This window comes from Serratia montpellierensis (genome assembly GCF_020858655.1).
In the GTDB taxonomy this organism is placed as follows: domain Bacteria; phylum Pseudomonadota; class Gammaproteobacteria; order Enterobacterales; family Enterobacteriaceae; genus Serratia; species Serratia montpellierensis.
Map to the genome: position 1 here is coordinate 93,873 of NZ_VOSN01000001.1, position 17,382 is coordinate 111,254.

Here is a 17,382-nt window from a genome sequence, read left to right on the forward strand (position 1 = left end):
CATTACCCTTACAAAAGACCGTTCGCCCGAGGCGGAGACGCCAGCGCGCGGGCGCGCGTCACTCTGGCCTTGATCAGCCCGGCGGTATCGAACAGCCAATACAGCAACTTCGCCAGCACCAGACAGGCGCCGAAAATAATGCAGAAGAACACCACGCGCGACACGAATGAGTCCACCCCTTCGCGCGCCAATACGATTATGTTGAACACCGCACCGAAGCAGAAGCCTTGCAGAATGGCCGCCTTATAGCGGTTCGGTTCGGTTTTGCCCAACTCATACAGCCAGTCGAACCACTTGATGATCATGCCCACCAGAATCGCGCCGAGCGGGATAAACAGCGCGCCGCCCATCACCACCAGTGAACCGATCAGCGTCGGGGAAATCGCCAGCCCGGAGTGATTGTTCAGCACTTCCCAGGTGAAATAGTTGGCTGAGTTCAGCACCACGTCCGGCCGGCCTGGCCATAGCCAGGTTGGAATAAAGACGTAGAAATCACGCACGATCGGCGCCAGGCCCTGGAAATCGATCTTGTCGTAATTTTGCAGCAACAGCGCCAGGTTTTCCCACGGCGAGAAGGTATCGCGGGTCAGGTAGAGGAAGGTATAAAACGCTTCCGCGCCGCTGACGTCCAGGCTATAGCGCTTCAACGCCAGCCAGAACATGCCGACCACGCCGAATATGCCCGCCGCCGCCAGCATCCACAGCGTGATCCAGCCGCGCACGATACCGATAAACAGGAACAGCGCGAAGGCGATGATGATGTTAGCGCGAGTGCCGCCGACGATCACGTAGGTCAGAATGCCGAACGCCACCGTCGCCACCAGGAACAAGAACCAGGCGCGCAGATCCTGCCGCAGGAAATAGACCACCAGCATCGCCGGAATGAAGAAGTAGAAGAACCGCTTGAGCGCTACGCCGGACACGTCGCTGGAGAAGATCTGGCTGTAGGAATTGAGTTTGAACAGCAGGAAGCCGTTCTGCATGAAGAAGATCCCAACGGTACCGATCGCCACCAAGGCCAGCAGCACCCAGGTCATATGAGTCTCTACCCGGTTCATGGTAAACAGCGCCGCACGCGGCTCAGTGCGGCGCTTGCGCAGCCGGGTCTTGTAGGTGACGTAATAGATAGCGTAAAACGCCGTCGCCGACAGCAGGGCGTACAGCAGAAACTCCACCGGCACCACCTCGACGTCAAACTGAAACACCAGCAGACAGGTCAGCGGGAAGCCGAAATAAAACGTCAGCAAATACAGCAACGAGAAGAAGACATTGAAGTTAAAGCGCACCCGCCGAAACTCCTGATAGGTCAGCGTCAGGATAAACGTCAGGCTGACCAGATAGACGACGAACAGGCCGCCGAATTGCGCCAACGTCATGAGTGCTCTCCCGCCGCCAACGCCAGGGCTTGCTGCCAGCCGTCGACATAGTTCGGATTGAAAAAGGCGATCGCCTGTTTATCCACCGCCGCCAGCTGACGCTGCGCTTCGCGCACCACCGCCTCGTCGAGCGAATCGCCGTAGAACAATACCGGCAGATGCTGTTCCGCCAAGTCCTGCCAGAACGGGTTTTGCCGGCTGAGCACGAAAGGCACGCCGAACTGAATCAGCAGGCACAGGGTGCCAATTCCCTGTTGGCGATTGAAAATGAAATAGCCGAGATCGCAGGCGCGCAGAATATTGAGATAGTCCTCAAACGCCACCTGCTGCGTGAGCAGCTGCAGGTTTTTTTCGCCGAACAGCGGCAATCCGGCGGCGCGCACTTGCTCGATGTAGGTGTCGTTATTGGCCGGATAGCCCATCGGCAGGATCACGCGCACGTCGGCGCCGAACTGCTGATGAATCGCCTGCAGCGCTTCGATATGCCGATTGCTGCGATCGCCGGAGTTGCCCACCAGAATCGTCATCGGCCCGGCCAGGTTTTTCTCGACGTGAACGTCGGTCAGCGCCGGATCCATGCGGGTCGGGAAGTACAGCAGCGAGGCCGGCACCCGCGCATGGCGCTGCTGGTAGTGAATCACGTCGCCGCGAGTGGCAAACACGTTCCCTACTCGCCCCTGCGCAATGCGGCGCAGCAGATAGAACAGCCGGAATTTCCAGCTGGTGGCGTCCTCATACAGATCGGCGCCCCAAATATGCCAACTGACCTGACGCGCCTTGATCTTGCCGCTCAGCAGCGCCAACCACAGACCCGGGTTGAACTGGCCGTGCAGGAAGAAGCGCGCATCGCGATCGGCCTGGGCACGGGCGATGACCGCTGCCGCCAGGCTTTTCTTGTCTGCGTAGGGCTCAATATTCAGGGCGGGGAAATCACCCAGTGCCGCCACATCCTTGGCCGCCACCATAAAATGCCGCGTCTGCTCAGCCGGCAAACGCGGCGCCAGCACGTCGTTGAAGAAGCGCAGCACCGTCTGGTTATGATGCGGGATATCGGATCCCAGAACGTGAATCAGTGTGGTCATACTCGTCTACGATAAATAAGGAACACGCAGCTACAGAGCGCGAAATACACGATGTAGGTTGCCATATAGGCCTGAGCCGCCCCCAACGCGCCGTGCAGCGGGATCAGCCAGTGCGAGAACAGCGTCAGCAACAGAAACTGGCTGACTTCCGTCAGGATATAGAAGCGCAGCGACGCTTTGGCGATCACCAGATAGCCGAACACATAGGCCCCGACTTTCAGCACGTCGCCCACCAACTGCCAGGCAAACAGATCGCGCATGGCGACAAACTTGTCCGAGAACAGCAGCCAAATAGCGAAATCGCGCAGCACCCAAACCGTAAAGCTCGCTGCCGCTACCGCCGGCAGCACGAATTTCAGCGAACGCACGATCTCCCGTGAGATGGCGCCCTTGTCCGTCAGCCGCGACAGCGTCGGCAGCAAATAGACGGTAAACGAAGCGGTGATAAACTGTAGATAGGCATCGGAAATGCTGCTGACGCCCTGCCAAATCCCCACCTCATCCCAACCGTAATGCGCTGCCAGCAGGTTTCGCATCATCACGTAGGCCACCGGCAGCGTCACCGACGTGATCAACGCCATGATGGTGAACTTGCCGAGGTTACCGGCCACGAGTTTGTCCCAACGCGGCGCCAGATAGCGCAGCGGCAGCGTTTTGCGCCGCCACAGCATCAGCCCGGCAGGCAACACCACCAACGCAGGCACCAGCGCCAGCCCCGCCAGCGCGCCTTCATAGCCACCCAGCGTGAAGCACAGGTAATAAGCCACCACGCCAATCAGGCTGCCGCCGATCACCGCCAGCGCATTGCCCATCGCGTCACGATAGCCTTTCAGCACCGCCATGAACAGGTTGGCGTAGGCGATGCCCATCTGAATGAAGGCGACGGCGCGCACCACATCGACGTAGTCGGCATGCCCGAACAGCCCGATGCTGATCGGTTCGGCGGCGAACAGAAACACCAGCGCCAGAAAAGTCGAAAAGCCCAGCACGATGCTCGACGCGGTGCCCACCGCCAGACGCAGACGCTGCGGATCCTGGTGGTGCTCCGCCACGTATTTGGTGATGCCGTTAAAAATGCCCGCGCCGGACAGCACGCCCAGCACGGTAATCAACTGGCGGAAGTTACCCGCCTGCCCCACCCCGCTGGGGCCAAACGCCACCGCCAGCAGTTTCACCACCAACAGTCCCACGCCGATTTTGATCAGCGTGGAGCCGGCGGTCCATATCGATGCTTTTGCCAGCGACATATCAGGCAAAGAAGCTCAGGATGGTATTGATTACCGTACGCTGATTAACATCGGACATATTGTAGAACAGCGGCAAGCGCACCAGGCGCGCGCTTTCCTGCGAGGTATAACGGTCTTCGCCGGCAAAGCGACCAAAACGTTCGCCGGCCGGGCACGCGTGCAGTGGGATATAGTGGAACACCGTCATGATCTCGGCTTCTTTCAAATAGTCGATAAATGCGGTGCGATCGCCGATATCACGCAGCTTGATATAGAACATGTGCGCATTGTGCTCACAGTCCGCCGGCACAATCGGCAACTCGATGCGCCCTGACTGCGCCAACGGCAGGAAACTGTCGTAGTACTTCTGCCACAGCGCCAGGCGGCGCTGGTTGATGCGCTCCGCCACTTCCAGCTGGCCCCACAGGTAAGCGGCCTGCAGGTCGGACATCAGATAACTGGAGCCAATGTCGCGCCAGGTATATTTGTCCACCTGACCACGGAAGAACTGGCTGCGGTTGGTGCCTTTCTCGCGGATGACTTCCGCCCGATCGACCAGAGCCGGATCGTTCACTAGTGTCGCACCACCTTCGCCGCCGGCGGTGTAGTTTTTGGTTTCATGGAAGCTGAAGCAGCCGATATGCCCGATGGTACCCAATGCCTTGCCTTTGTAGGTCGACATCACGCCCTGCGCGGCGTCTTCCACCACGAACAGGTTATATTTCTTCGCCAGCGCCATGATGGTATCCATCTCGCAGGCGACGCCGGCGTAGTGCACCGGCACGATCGCGCGGGTTTTATCGGTGATCGCCGCTTCGATTTTGGTTTCGTCGATGTTCATGGTGTCCGGACGCAGGTCGACGAACACCACTTTAGCCCCGCGCAACACAAAGGCGTTGGCAGTGGAAACGAAGGTAAAACTCGGCATGATCACTTCGTCACCCGGCTGGATATCCAGCAGGATGGCGGCCATTTCCAATGACGCGGTGCAGGAAGGCGTCAGCAACACTTTCACGCTGCCAAAACGCTGTTCCATCCACTGCTGGCAGCGACGGGTAAAACCGCCGTCGCCGCACAACTTACCGCTGCCCATAGCAGCCTGCATATATTCCAGTTCAGTGCCAACAACCGGTGGAGCGTTAAATGGAATCATGTCTACCTCTGTATAACCAGTACGCGGTGCTTTCAATCACGGCACCCTGTCGTTGATAGAGTCGTAATGCGGCGATATTGCTTATCTGGGTCGCGACCCGCAGGCGCTGCATACCTTGACGCCGACATTCGGCGATCGCCGCTGCCATCAGCCTGGAGCCAATGCCCCGGCCAGATGCGCCGGGGAAAGCCGCCAGCAGGCCGATGCGCATTTCCTGGCCGCCAATATCACGCAGGCTGACAAAGCCTTCGGGTTGCCCCTGGTTGTTCAATACCAACAAGCATTGATGATCAAAGGTGCCCAGCACCGCTTTTTCGATCCAGGCCGCATAGAATCGCCCACTATCGGCGCGATCGTACCACGGTGCGCGAAACCGGCTGGCGGCAAACACCTCACCGGCAGCAGCGCGCAACGACGGGATGTCCTCGGGTACGGCCGTGCGCACCCCGGCCGCAGCGGTATCGACCGTCTCGCGTCCAGTTGCAATGCTCACTGCCAGATCCACTTCGCCTTCGACCAGCCGGAAGCCTAGCGCCGACAGCGCATCAGCCCACTCCAAGCGGTAAGCGGGGATTTTAGCCTGCACCAACGCATAAGCATCCAAATCGGCGTTGCTGACGGGGGCCACAGAGTCGTCGAAATGTAACTTGGCGCTCTTCAATTGGAAGAAATCGCTCTCCCAATGCAGCGGTTCAATACTGGCGTGGACGCGCATGCAATAAATCCAGTAAGTATTTGCCATAACCGGTTTTGGCCAGCGTCTGAGCCGCGCGTTTCACGCCCTCATCATCCAGCCAGCCATTGCGCCAGGCGATCTCCTCGAGACAGGCGATTTTAAAGCCCTGGCGTTTCTCGACCGTCTGTACGAAGCTGCTGGCTTCCAGCAGGCTGTCGTGAGTGCCGGTGTCCAGCCAGGCAAAACCGCGCCCCAACAGCTCGACGGTCAGCTCTCCGCGCTCCAGATACATCTGGTTAATGCTGGTGATCTCCAATTCACCCCGAGGTGAAGGTTTGATCTGCTTGGCGAACTCCACGACCTGAGCATCGTAGAAATACAACCCGGTCACCGCCCAGTTAGACTTCGGTTTAGCCGGCTTCTCTTCGATCGACAGCGCCCGATAGCGATCATCAAACTCCACGACGCCAAAACGCTCGGGATCCATCACCTGATAACCGAACACGGTCGCACCGGTGGTGCGCGCTGCAACGCTTTTCAGTTTGGGACTGAACCCCTGACCAAAGTAAATATTGTCACCCAATACCAGGCAGCTCGGCTCACCGGCCAAAAATTCTTCGCCGATCAAAAATGCCTGAGCCAGGCCATCGGGACTTGGCTGTTCGGCATAGCTGAGATTGATGCCGAATGCTTCGCCGCTGCCCAAAAGCCTCTTGAATGAAGGCAGATCTTCCGGCGTGGAGATAATCAGAATGTCTTTGATTCCCGCCAGCATCAGTACCGACAACGGGTAATAGATCATCGGTTTATCGTAAATCGGCAACAGCTGTTTCGATACGCCGCGGGTAATCGGATGCAGGCGCGTACCGGAACCCCCGGCCAGCACAATACCTTTCATACTTGCTCCCAAATCAGCCACGTCACCCACAGGTAACACGGCATGACATTCACTCGGACAGCCCTAAACGCTCGCCGGCATAAGAGCCGTCTTGCACCCGGCGCCACCAGGTTTCGTTGTTCAGGTACCAAACCACGGTTTTGCGAAGGCCGCTTTCGAACGTTTCCTGCGGCCGCCAATCCAACTCACGATCGATTTTGCCGGCGTCGATGGCGTAACGCATATCGTGGCCCGGGCGATCCTTCACGTAAGTGATCAGATCGCGGTAGTTCGCCACACCCTGCGGCTTGTTCGGCGCCAGTTCTTCCAGCAGCTCACAAATGGTCTGCACCACGTCGATATTTTTGCGCTCGTTATGGCCACCGATATTGTAAGTTTCACCCACCACGCCTTCGGTCACGACCTGATACAGCGCGCGCGCATGATCCTCAACATACAGCCAGTCGCGCACCTGCGCGCCGTTGCCGTATACCGGCAGCGGTTTACCGGCTACCGCATTCAGGATCACCAGCGGGATCAGCTTCTCCGGGAAGTGATAAGGGCCGTAGTTGTTCGAACAGTTGGTCACGAGGGTCGGCAGACCGTAGGTGCGCAACCAGGCGCGCACCAAGTGATCGCTCGACGCCTTGGAGGCGGAATACGGGCTGCTCGGCGCATAAGGCGTTGTTTCGGTGAACAGATCGTCGGTGCCGTGCAGATCGCCGTACACTTCGTCGGTAGAGATATGGTGGAAACGGAAAGCCTGCTTCTTCTCCGCCGCCAACGGTTGCCAATAATGGCGCGCCGCTTCCAGCAGGGTATAAGTGCCGACCACGTTGGTCTCGATAAACGCCGCCGGGCCGTCGATAGAGCGATCGACATGGCTTTCCGCCGCCAGGTGCATCACCACGTCCGGCTGATACTGGGCAAACACCCGATCCAGCTCGGCGCGATCGCAGATGTCGACCTGCTCGAAAGCATAACGCTCGCTCTCGGCCACCACCGACAGCGATTCAAGATTGCCGGCATAGGTCAGCTTATCCACCACCACCACGCTGTCATCGGTGGCTTCGATGATGTGTCGCACGACCGCAGAACCGATAAAACCGGCACCACCGGTCACCAAGATACGTTTCAACGCCAGACTCCCTTGGTATCAACCACCCAGGTTTGTTTGATTTCATCCGGCCGGATGGCCTTGAACTGCTGGTGATCGACCAACATCACGATCACGTCGGCCTGCTGCAACGCCTCAGCGATTGGCGTCAACGTCACATGGCCCGCCAGCGACTTCGGCAACTGCTCGACGTTCGGTTCCACCGCCAGCGTTTCGCCGACGTGCCATTCGGCAATCAGGTGTGCGACTTCCACCGCCGGGCTTTCACGCAGATCGTCGATATTCGGCTTGAAGGCCAGGCCGAAACAGGCAATTTTGACCTCGGACGCGCGCTTGTCGGTGGCGGCCAGGCAATCGGCCACCGCCGCTTTCACCCGATCGACCACCCACAGCGGTTTACCGTCGTTCACCAGGCGAGCGGTGTGGATCAGGCGCGCCTGCTGCGGGTTCTGCGCCACGATAAACCACGGATCGACGGCGATGCAGTGACCACCGACGCCCGGCCCCGGCTGCAGAATATTCACCCGCGGATGGCGGTTCGCCAGGCGGATCAGTTCCCAGACGTTGATCCCCTGCTCGGCGCAGATCAACGACAATTCGTTGGCAAAGGCGATATTCACGTCGCGGAAGCTGTTTTCCGTCAGCTTGCACATCTCGGCAGTGCGCGAGTTGGTGATCACGCATTCGCCCTCGAGGAAAATCTTGTACAGCGCGCTGGCGCGTTCCGAGCATTTCGGCGTCATGCCACCGATCACGCGGTCGTTTTGAATCAGCTCCACCATGACCTGCCCCGGCAGCACGCGCTCCGGGCAGTAGGCGATATTCACGTCCGCCGCTTCGCCCGCTTGTTGTGGGAAGCTGAGATCGCTGCGCGCCTGCGCCAGCCATTCCGCCATCTGTTCGGTGGCGCCCACCGGCGAGGTGGACTCGAGGATCACCAGATCGCCTTTTTTCAGCACCGGCGCCAACGATTTCGCCGCCGCTTCGACATAGGCCAGATCCGGCTCGTGATCGCCCTTGAACGGCGTAGGCACCGCGATCAGGAATGCATCGGCCGCCAGCGGCTTGGTCACCGCCTGCAGGAAACCACCGTCGACGGCGTCCTTGACCACTTTGTCCAGATCCGGCTCGACGATGTGGATCGCACCGCGGTTAATGGTATCTACCGCATGTTGGTTAACATCTACCCCCACCACTTTTTTCTTGCGGGAAGCGAACGCCGCCGCCGTTGGCAAGCCGATATAACCCAGGCCGATAACCGAAATAGTGTCAAAACTCATAGTGTCACCTGATGATTCTTTAAAGCTTCGAGGATACGCTGACAGGCATGACCGTCACCGTATGGGTTATGCGCCCGACTCATCGCGTGATATTCGCTTTCGTCCGTCAACAGCCGGGTCACCGCTTCAACAATTTTGGCCACGTCGGTGCCGACCAGGCGTACCGTGCCCGCATCTATCGCTTCCGGGCGTTCGGTGGTGTCGCGCATCACCAGCACCGGTTTGCCTAACGATGGCGCCTCTTCCTGAATACCGCCGGAATCGGTCAGGATCATATAGGCCTGGGTCATCAAATAGACAAACGGCAGATAATCCTGCGGCTCGATCAGCATGACGTTGTCGATGCCTTTCAAGATGCGATTCACCGGCTCGCTGACGTTCGGATTGAGATGCACCGGATACACTACCTGCACTTCCGGGTGGTTGCGGGCAATCTCCGCCAGCGCGCTGCAAATTCGCTCAAAGCCGCCGCCAAAACTTTCGCGGCGATGGCCGGTGACCAGAATCAGTTTCTTATCGGCGTCGAGGAACGGGTAACGCTGTGCCAGGCCAGCCTGCTGTGCGGCATCGCTCATCACGCGGTCGCGCACCCAGAACAACGCGTCGATCACCGTATTGCCGGTCACGAAAATACGGTTGTCCGGCAGCAGCTCGCGCAACAGATTTTGGCGCGAGTTTTCGGTTGGTGCAAAATGGTACATCGCCAGATGGCCGGTCAGTTTGCGGTTGGCCTCTTCCGGCCAGGGAGAATACAGATTGCCGGTGCGCAGCCCGGCTTCGACATGCCCGACGGGGATGCGTTGATAGAACGCCGCCAGGCTGGTCGCCAGCGTAGTGGTGGTATCGCCGTGCACCAGCACCACGTCCGGCTTGAAGTCTTCCAGCACCCCTTTCAGCCCTTCCAGGATGCGGCAGGTGATTTCCGTCAGCCCCTGACCAGGTTTCATGATGTTCAGGTCGTAATCCGGCGTAATCTCAAACAACCGCAATACCTGATCCAACATCTCACGATGCTGTGCCGTTACGCAGACTCTTGCGTCAAAGGCCTCATCCTGGGCCAGTGCATGTACCAGCGGCGCCATTTTAATGGCTTCCGGCCTGGTGCCGAAAACAGTCAACACTTTCACAGCGAATCTCTTTTGGTCGGTTAATCGCAGGCCCCGCCTGCGAATGGGGCGCTCACGCGCCCTGCATCAGATTATTATATTATTTTTTAACTACGCGGCCGACGCGCCAAGGCAACACCCGCGCCAACCAAAGCCCCCATCGCGCCCCACAGAATCAGCCAGAAGACCCGGCGTGGGCTGTCGCGTTTTACCGGCTCTTCCGGCGTACGCAAATAGCGATAGGTCTGGAACTTCTCATCCAACGTCGGGCCAACGTTCAGCGTCGCCAGCATCGCGCGGTTCTGATCGTAATCCAGGTCATAGGTCGGGCCGGAGGCCTGCAGGCCTTCCAGACGCGCCTGCAGCATCGGCCGGCCCAGCAGGAACAGATCCGAATCCGGCAATTGCTCGGCCGGGGTGTCGGTTTGTGTGCGGCTTATCCCCTGGCTCTCGGCGATTTTCAGCGCCTGCTGCGTGGTGTTCAGCTCACGCTTGTAAACCGACTCCGCCACCGCTTCCTGGCGCTTGACCTGCGCCTTCATCGAGGTGGTACGGGCGGCCCATGCCCCCTGGATCTCTTCGTTCAGGTGCAGGGCAGCGCGATGGCTGGCGAAGGCCACGTATTGGCGCAGCAGGCGGTTGGCGTCCGCGGCGGTTTCCGCCGTCAGCTTCACGCCGTCGTTCGGCACTTTTTTGTCGTCGCGCGGCGTGAACAGGATGTTGTTGATCAGCTCGTCGAGCAGCGCCGCATCGGCGCGGGCATCCCCTTCCTGGCGCTGCTTGTAGTAATCGCTCTGCAGCCAGAAATCGCGACGCGTATCGTAAGCCGCCAGCTGCATGATGAACTCATTGTACGCTTCGTCCGCGATGCTCGGCTGATCGCCGGCCGTCGCCGGCAGCGTGCGCACGTCCAGATTACGCAGGAACTGCTGCTGCGAGTAGTAACCGCCCAGCGCATTCACCGTAGGTCTGTCCGTGATGGCGGTCGCGCTCCACTCTTGCTTAACCAGGTAAGAGACGATCAGCGCGACCGCCGCGAACAGCACCGCAATGCCGATAATCCACGGTTTGCCGCGCCACAGGGTGCAGCACAGGCCGCGGATATCGAGTTCGTTATCCACCGCCGGGGTATGCTTGTCAGACGTTGTTTCTGGATTCATCACAGCCAAAAAGCCTCTGGTTAAGATACTTGCTTGTTATCGCTCGAACGCCGCAGGCGACGCTTGATACGCTTAATGTACCGCGCAACCCGCCAGGCGCGCTTGATGCAGTAACCGTACAGGAAGAAAGCAAGCAAGAATAATGCCAACATAACCCACTCTGGGATAAAAGTCAGACGTTCGCCGATCACGCCAACCGCCGCCAGCAATGCGGCCGCCAGGGTGATCAACACGAAAGCCTGCCGCGGCGTAAAGCCGGCGCGCATGATCAGGTGGTGAATATGTTGACGATCGGGAGAGAAGGGGCTCATCCCCTTGCGTAAACGACGATACATGATTGCTATCATGTCCATCAGCGGAATAGCGATGATCCACAGCGCGGTCACCGGGTTAATCGAGTGTGCCTTTCCCTGCGAGCTTTGCAGCAGCAGCCAAATGGCGGTAAAGCCGATCAGGGTACTGCCGGCGTCCCCCATGAACACCTTATAGCGGCGGCCGAGGATGCCGAGGTTGAGCAAAATATAGGGAACGATGGTGGCAATCATCGCAAAGCACCAGAACGCCAGCTCATGATGGCCGCTCAGGTACAGCAACACACCCAGCGCGCCGAAGGAGACGCACGACAAGCCCCCCAGCAGACCATCGATGCCGTCGACCATGTTGAAGGCGTTGATTGCCGCCCAGACCGCGAACAGCGTCACCAGATAGCCGAACGGCCCCAGCAGCATCTCCCAATCGCCCAGCACATGGCCGAAGCTGCGCAGATACAGACCGGCGAACACCATCATGGCGATGCCGACCAACGCCTGCACCAGGGCGCGGATTTTAACGCTGATGTCGAACCGGTCGTCGAGCGCGCCCACAAACACCAGAATGCCGGCGCAGGTAAGATAAAGCTTGGCGTGCGCGATAGGTTGTTCAGAAATCCAAAACGCAAAGCACAGCCCGGCATAAACGGAAATACCGCCGACCAGCGGAATCAGCCCCTGATGGCGTTTGCGATAATTGGGTTTATCTACCAGACCAATACGTTTTGCCGCCTTGCGGGCAACAAAGAGAAAAGCCAAAGAAAACAGGAAAACAAATAGAATTTCAGTACTCATAGTGAGTAAGTTCACAGTTAACAGATCTCTGTAGAAGATAAGGCAGCTTACCACGGGCAATAGCTTGTGCCATCGGCCCCCGCTACCTTTCGGTCATTTCCTATGACAACGGTGATTCATGCCTATTTTCTTCGCATCGGCTGACAAAACGACAGCAGCAAAGCCGATCGGCGCAGAGCCAACCGACAAACAAGATGAATTCTCAATAAGTCGAGGAAACAACTTACTTTTCCATTACTGCTACTTATCGTATCCGCCAAAAGCGAAAAACGCCACGACTAGGCGTGGCGTTCAGCGAATTTTTTAACGAATTATGAGCGTTTCATCATATCGAAGAATTCATCGTTGGTTTTAGTCATCGCCAACTTATTAATGAGGAACTCCATCGCGTCAATCTCACCCATCGGGTGAATGATTTTGCGCAGGATCCACATTTTCTGCAGCTCTTCGGAGGTGGTGAGCAGCTCTTCTTTACGGGTACCGGAGCGGTTGTAATCGATCGCAGGGAATACGCGTTTCTCGGCGATTTTACGCGCCAGGTGCAATTCCATGTTGCCGGTACCTTTAAATTCTTCGTAGATCACTTCGTCCATCTTCGAACCGGTATCAACCAGCGCGGTCGCGATGATGGTCAGGCTGCCGCCCTCTTCCACGTTACGTGCCGCACCGAAGAAGCGCTTCGGACGATGCAGGGCGTTGGCGTCCACACCACCGGTCAGTACCTTGCCGGAAGCCGGTACCACGGTGTTGTAGGCACGCGCCAGACGGGTGATGGAGTCGAGCAGAATGATCACGTCTTTCTTGTGCTCAACCAGGCGCTTGGCCTTCTCGATCACCATTTCGGCCACTTGCACGTGACGCGAAGCCGGTTCGTCGAAGGTCGATGCGATCACTTCGCCTTTCACCAGGCGCTGCATCTCGGTCACTTCTTCCGGACGTTCGTCGATCAGCAGCACCATCAGCACGCAGTCAGGGTGGTTGTAGGCGATGCTCTGCGCGATGTTCTGCAGCAGCATGGTTTTACCGGCTTTCGGCGGTGCCACGATCAGGCCACGCTGGCCGCGGCCAATCGGTGCCGCCAGGTCCAGTACGCGCGCCGTCAGGTCTTCGGTCGAGCCGTTGCCGCGCTCCATCCGCAGACGGGAATTGGCGTGCAGCGGGGTCAAGTTCTCGAACAGGATCTTGCTGCGGGCGTTTTCCGGCTTGTCGTAGTTGACTTCGTTGACTTTCAACAGGGCAAAATAGCGCTCGCCTTCTTTTGGCGGACGAATCTTACCGGAAATGGTGTCACCTGTGCGGAGGTTGAAGCGGCGGATTTGGCTAGGGGATACATAGATGTCGTCGGGACCGGCGAGGTAGGAACTGTCTCCAGAGCGGAGGAAACCGAATCCATCCTGCAATATCTCAAGCACGCCGTCGCCGAAGATATCTTCTCCGCTTTTCGCATGTTGCTTCAGAATGGAGAAGATAATGTCCTGCTTGCGCATGCGGGCAAGGTTTTCCAGCCCCATATTTTCGCCGAGAGTAATCAGCTCAGAAACCGGCGTATTCTTTAATTCGGTAAGATTCATAGTGGTGGGTTCTTAAACTCGGGGTATGTCTCGAACTTGTATCGTGAATGGTATGGCAGCGAGATGCGTGCCTGTTTACTGGACGTTCGATCACCGGGCGCAGAGCCGTCGCGGTAAGAAATGGCTTACATCGGGCGCACGCATTGACGGTTGAAGATCGAAGGTACCTTAAAAATGATTTTTGCAAAACCGTTTGATTGCCAAAACACGGGCTGAGTTCAGTTTACTTTCAACGCCAGTGGTTCGACACAGAGTATAGCTTTAGATTCAAACTCTTTAGATTTAAAACTTCGGGCAAGTTCTATATGCAGTGTGGTTAAACTTAACACGCTTCTTGGCAGGCGTCTAGCGGTGAATTGAACATCACCGCCAGGCGCCTGATACTGGGCTTCCCGCCCGATTACAGATTCGCGTTCAGGAAATCTTTGAGCTGACCTTTGGACAACGCGCCAACCTTGGTCGCGGCCACTTCACCGTTCTTGAACAGCAACAGCGTAGGGATGCCACGGATACCGTACTTAGGCGCGGTAGCCGGGTTCTGATCGATATTCAGCTTGGTGATGGTCAGTTTGCCTTCGAACTCTTCGGCAATCTCATCCAGAATCGGAGCAATCATCTTGCACGGCCCACACCATTCAGCCCAGAAATCGACCAGGATCGGCCCTTCCGCTTTCAGCACATCGGCTTCGAAGCTGCTGTCAGTCAGGTGAATAATTTTATCGCTCATGTTCTACTCCACAGGATTATGTCTACCTTGTTGGTGTAGCATTAACCAACTCAAGGTGATTTTATTGCACCGCGTTTATTTCAACGGATGTGCTTTCGTAAAGCAATAGTTAGCTGATATTCTACCACACTATGAGCAAAACACACTTGACTGAACAGAAGTTTTCCGACTTCGCCCTGCACCCGTTAGTCCTTGAAGCCCTTGAGAAAAAAGGGTTTCACAACTGCACGCCCATCCAGGCGTTAGCATTGCCGCTCACGCTCTCCGGGCGTGACGTTGCAGGTCAGGCGCAAACCGGTACCGGAAAGACGCTGGCGTTTTTGGCGTCTACTTTTCACTATTTGCTGACTCACCCGGCGAAACAGGATCGCCAGACCAATCAGCCGCGCGCCTTGATCATGGCGCCTACGCGTGAACTGGCGGTGCAAATCCACTCCGATGCAGAAGCGCTCTCCCAGAGCACCGGCCTGAAACTGGGCCTGGCCTACGGCGGCGACGGCTACGACAAACAGCTGAAAGTGCTGGAAAGCGGCGTGGACATTCTGATTGGCACCACCGGCCGTTTAATCGATTACACCAAGCAGAACTATGTCGATCTCGGCGCGATGCAGGTTGTCGTGCTGGATGAAGCCGATCGCATGTACGATCTCGGCTTTATCAAAGACATTCGTTGGCTGTTCCGCCGTATGCCTACGGCCGATCAACGCCTGAACATGCTGTTCTCCGCTACCCTGTCCTATCGCGTACGCGAACTGGCCTTCGAGCAGATGAACAACGCCGAATATGTTGAAGTGGAACCGGAACAGAAAACCGGCCACCGCATTAAAGAAGAGCTGTTCTACCCGTCCAACGAAGAAAAAATGCGTCTGCTGCAGACGCTGATCGAAGAAGAGTGGCCGGATCGCGCCATCATCTTCGCCAACACCAAGCACCGCTGCGAAGACATCTGGGGCCATCTGGCTGCCGACGGTCACCGTGTCGGCCTGCTGACCGGTGACGTGGCGCAGAAAAAACGCCTGCGCATCCTCGACGACTTCACCAAGGGCAACCTCGATATCCTGGTCGCCACCGACGTCGCCGCGCGCGGTCTGCACATCCCTTCCGTCACGCACGTCTTCAACTACGATCTGCCTGACGACTGCGAAGACTACGTGCACCGCATCGGCCGTACCGGCCGCGCAGGCGCCAGCGGTCACTCCATCAGCCTGGCGTGTGAAGAGTACGCGCTCAACCTGCCGGCGATCGAGACCTATATCGACCACAGCATTCCGGTGAGCAAGTACAACAGCGATGCGCTGCTGACCGATTTGCCGGCGCCGAAGCGCCTGTCGCGTCCGCGCGGCGGCAACGGCCCACGTCGCAACTCCGCGCCTCGTCGTGGCGGCGCGCCGCGCAACAACCGTAAACGCCCGAGCTGATCGCCATGCTCAGTTCCAGCACGCTTTATGCTGCCATCGATCTCGGCTCCAACAGCTTCCACATGCTGGTGGTGCGCGAGGTGGCCGGCAGCATTCAGACTCTGGCGCGGATCAAGCGCAAGGTGCGCCTGGCGGCCGGGCTGGATCAGAACAATCACCTGTCGCATGAGGCCATGCAACGCGGCTGGCAGTGCCTGCGGCTGTTCTCCGAACGCCTGCAGGACATTCCGCGCGAGCAGATCCGCGTCGTCGCCACCGCTACGCTGCGCCTGGCGTCCAACGCCGATGAGTTCCTGCAGGTCGCCGAGCAAATCCTCGGCTGCCCGGTGCAGGTGATCAGCGGCGAAGAAGAAGCGCGGCTGATTTATCACGGCGTCGCGCACACCACCGGCGGGCCGGATCGGCGGCTGGTCGTCGACATCGGCGGCGGCAGCACCGAACTGGTCACCGGCACCGGCGCACAGGCATCGCAGCTGTATAGCCTGTCGATGGGCTGCGTTACCTGGCTGGAACGCTACTTCAGCGATCGCAACCTTGGGCAAGAAAACTTCGAACGCGCCGAACAGGCCGCGCGCGAAATGGTGCGGCCGATCGCACCGCAGCTGCGCCAGCAAGGTTGGCAGATCTGCGTCGGCGCTTCCGGCACCGTGCAGGCGCTGCAGGAGATCATGGTGGCGCAAGGCATGGATGAGCGCATCACCCTGCCCAAGCTGCGCCAGCTGAAACAGCGCGCCATTCAGTGCGGCAAGCTGGAAGAGCTGGAGATTGAAGGATTAACGCTGGAGCGCGCGCTGGTCTTCCCAAGCGGCCTGTCCATTCTGTTGGCCATCTTCCAGGAGCTGGGCATCGAGAGCATGATGCTCGCCGGCGGGGCGCTGCGTGAAGGCCTGGTTTACGGCATGCTGCATCTGCCGGTGGAGCAGGATATTCGCATCCGCACCATCCGCAACCTGCAGCGTCGCTACCTGATCGACACCGAGCAGGCCGAACGCGTCAGCCAACTCGCCGCCAACTTCTCGCAGCAGGTTGCCAACGAGTGGCAGCTGGATGCGCGATGTCGCGAGCTGTTGCACAGCGCCAGTCTGATCCACGAACTCGGCCTCAGCGTCGATTTCAAGCAGGCGCCGCAACACGCCGCCTACCTGATCCGCCACCTGGACTTACCCGGCTTTACTCCGGCGCAGAAAAAACTGCTGGCCACCCTGCTGCAAAACCAGAGCAACACCCTCGACCTGTCGCTGTTGAACCAGCAAAACGCCCTGCCGCCGCGCACTGCGCAGCGTCTGTGCCGCATTTTGCGCCTGGCGATCATCTTCGCCAGCCGCCGCCGCGACGACACGCTGCCGGCGGTGCGGTTACGCGCCAATCAGGACGACGAACTGACGGTGATCTTACCGCCGGGTTGGCTGGAACAGCACCCGCTGCGCGCCGAGGCGCTGGAGCAGGAAAGCCACTGGCAGAGCTATGTCCACTGGACGCTGCGGTTGGAAGAACAACGTTGAAATGACCA

15 protein-coding genes are annotated in these 17,382 nt (G+C 58.4%); 2 read left to right on the forward strand and 13 right to left on the reverse strand.

Features of this window, described 5'->3' with window-relative positions; genetic code table 11:
- Positions 1 to 8 precede the first annotated feature (8 nt).
- The 13 genes from wzyE to trxA form a co-directional block, all read right to left on the reverse strand.
- Positions 9 to 1,376: an ECA oligosaccharide polymerase gene (gene wzyE, locus FUU19_RS00465; RefSeq protein ID WP_038874075.1), complete on the reverse strand. Its 1,368-nt coding sequence runs from the start codon at positions 1,374 to 1,376 to the stop codon at positions 9 to 11.
- Entirely contained in the window at positions 1,373 to 2,458 is a 1,086-nt protein-coding gene (locus FUU19_RS00470; RefSeq protein WP_230489494.1) for a TDP-N-acetylfucosamine:lipid II N-acetylfucosaminyltransferase, read from the reverse strand. The genes wzyE and FUU19_RS00470 overlap by 4 nt, the downstream gene beginning before the upstream one ends.
- Positions 2,455 to 3,705 (reverse strand): lipid III flippase WzxE, encoded by a 1,251-nt coding sequence (wzxE, locus tag FUU19_RS00475; protein WP_230489495.1) that lies wholly within the window; start codon positions 3,703 to 3,705, stop codon positions 2,455 to 2,457. Before wzxE ends, FUU19_RS00470 begins: the two co-directional genes overlap by 4 nt.
- A gap of 1 nt (position 3,706) precedes the next feature.
- Positions 3,707 to 4,837, reverse strand: coding sequence for a dTDP-4-amino-4,6-dideoxygalactose transaminase (gene rffA, locus FUU19_RS00480; protein WP_230489496.1), 1,131 nt, complete (start codon positions 4,835 to 4,837; stop codon positions 3,707 to 3,709).
- Positions 4,824 to 5,552, reverse strand: coding sequence for a dTDP-4-amino-4,6-dideoxy-D-galactose acyltransferase (gene rffC, locus FUU19_RS00485; protein ID WP_230489497.1), 729 nt, complete (start codon positions 5,550 to 5,552; stop codon positions 4,824 to 4,826). Before rffC ends, rffA begins: the two co-directional genes overlap by 14 nt.
- Entirely contained in the window at positions 5,530 to 6,411 is an 882-nt protein-coding gene (gene rfbA, locus FUU19_RS00490) for a glucose-1-phosphate thymidylyltransferase RfbA (RefSeq protein ID WP_141957672.1), read from the reverse strand. Before rfbA ends, rffC begins: the two co-directional genes overlap by 23 nt.
- A gap of 49 nt (positions 6,412 to 6,460) precedes the next feature.
- Entirely contained in the window at positions 6,461 to 7,528 is a 1,068-nt protein-coding gene (gene rffG, locus FUU19_RS00495; protein ID WP_230489498.1) for a dTDP-glucose 4,6-dehydratase, read from the reverse strand.
- Complete coding sequence (gene wecC / locus FUU19_RS00500) at positions 7,525 to 8,787, reverse strand: UDP-N-acetyl-D-mannosamine dehydrogenase (RefSeq protein ID WP_202670230.1); 1,263 nt, start codon at positions 8,785 to 8,787, stop codon at positions 7,525 to 7,527. The genes rffG and wecC overlap by 4 nt, the downstream gene beginning before the upstream one ends.
- Positions 8,784 to 9,914, reverse strand: coding sequence for a non-hydrolyzing UDP-N-acetylglucosamine 2-epimerase (gene wecB, locus FUU19_RS00505; protein ID WP_141971703.1), 1,131 nt, complete (start codon positions 9,912 to 9,914; stop codon positions 8,784 to 8,786). Before wecB ends, wecC begins: the two co-directional genes overlap by 4 nt.
- A gap of 86 nt (positions 9,915 to 10,000) precedes the next feature.
- Positions 10,001 to 11,053 (reverse strand): ECA polysaccharide chain length modulation protein, encoded by a 1,053-nt coding sequence (wzzE, locus tag FUU19_RS00510; RefSeq protein ID WP_029988858.1) that lies wholly within the window; start codon positions 11,051 to 11,053, stop codon positions 10,001 to 10,003.
- A 20-nt stretch (positions 11,054 to 11,073) separates the two neighbouring features.
- The gene (gene wecA, locus FUU19_RS00515) at positions 11,074 to 12,171 is read right to left on the reverse strand and encodes a UDP-N-acetylglucosamine--undecaprenyl-phosphate N-acetylglucosaminephosphotransferase (RefSeq protein WP_141971707.1); all 1,098 of its coding nucleotides are present in this window, start codon (positions 12,169 to 12,171) and stop codon (positions 11,074 to 11,076) included.
- A gap of 296 nt (positions 12,172 to 12,467) precedes the next feature.
- On the reverse strand, positions 12,468 to 13,727 hold the full coding sequence (rho, locus tag FUU19_RS00520) for a transcription termination factor Rho (RefSeq protein ID WP_004934188.1): 1,260 nt from the start codon (positions 13,725 to 13,727) through the stop codon (positions 12,468 to 12,470).
- A 400-nt stretch (positions 13,728 to 14,127) separates the two neighbouring features.
- A complete protein-coding gene (trxA, locus tag FUU19_RS00525; RefSeq protein ID WP_004934187.1) occupies positions 14,128 to 14,454 on the reverse strand; it encodes a thioredoxin TrxA in 327 nt (108 codons plus the stop codon).
- 131 nt (positions 14,455 to 14,585) lie between these two features.
- Between trxA and rhlB the strand changes: the two genes are divergently transcribed.
- Together rhlB and ppx are read left to right on the forward strand one after the other, a co-directional pair.
- Complete coding sequence (rhlB, locus tag FUU19_RS00530; protein WP_141971709.1) at positions 14,586 to 15,872, forward strand: ATP-dependent RNA helicase RhlB; 1,287 nt, start codon at positions 14,586 to 14,588, stop codon at positions 15,870 to 15,872.
- A 5-nt stretch (positions 15,873 to 15,877) separates the two neighbouring features.
- Positions 15,878 to 17,374: an exopolyphosphatase gene (gene ppx / locus FUU19_RS00535; protein ID WP_047729463.1), complete on the forward strand. Its 1,497-nt coding sequence runs from the start codon at positions 15,878 to 15,880 to the stop codon at positions 17,372 to 17,374.
- Positions 17,375 to 17,382: the final 8 nt, after the last annotated feature.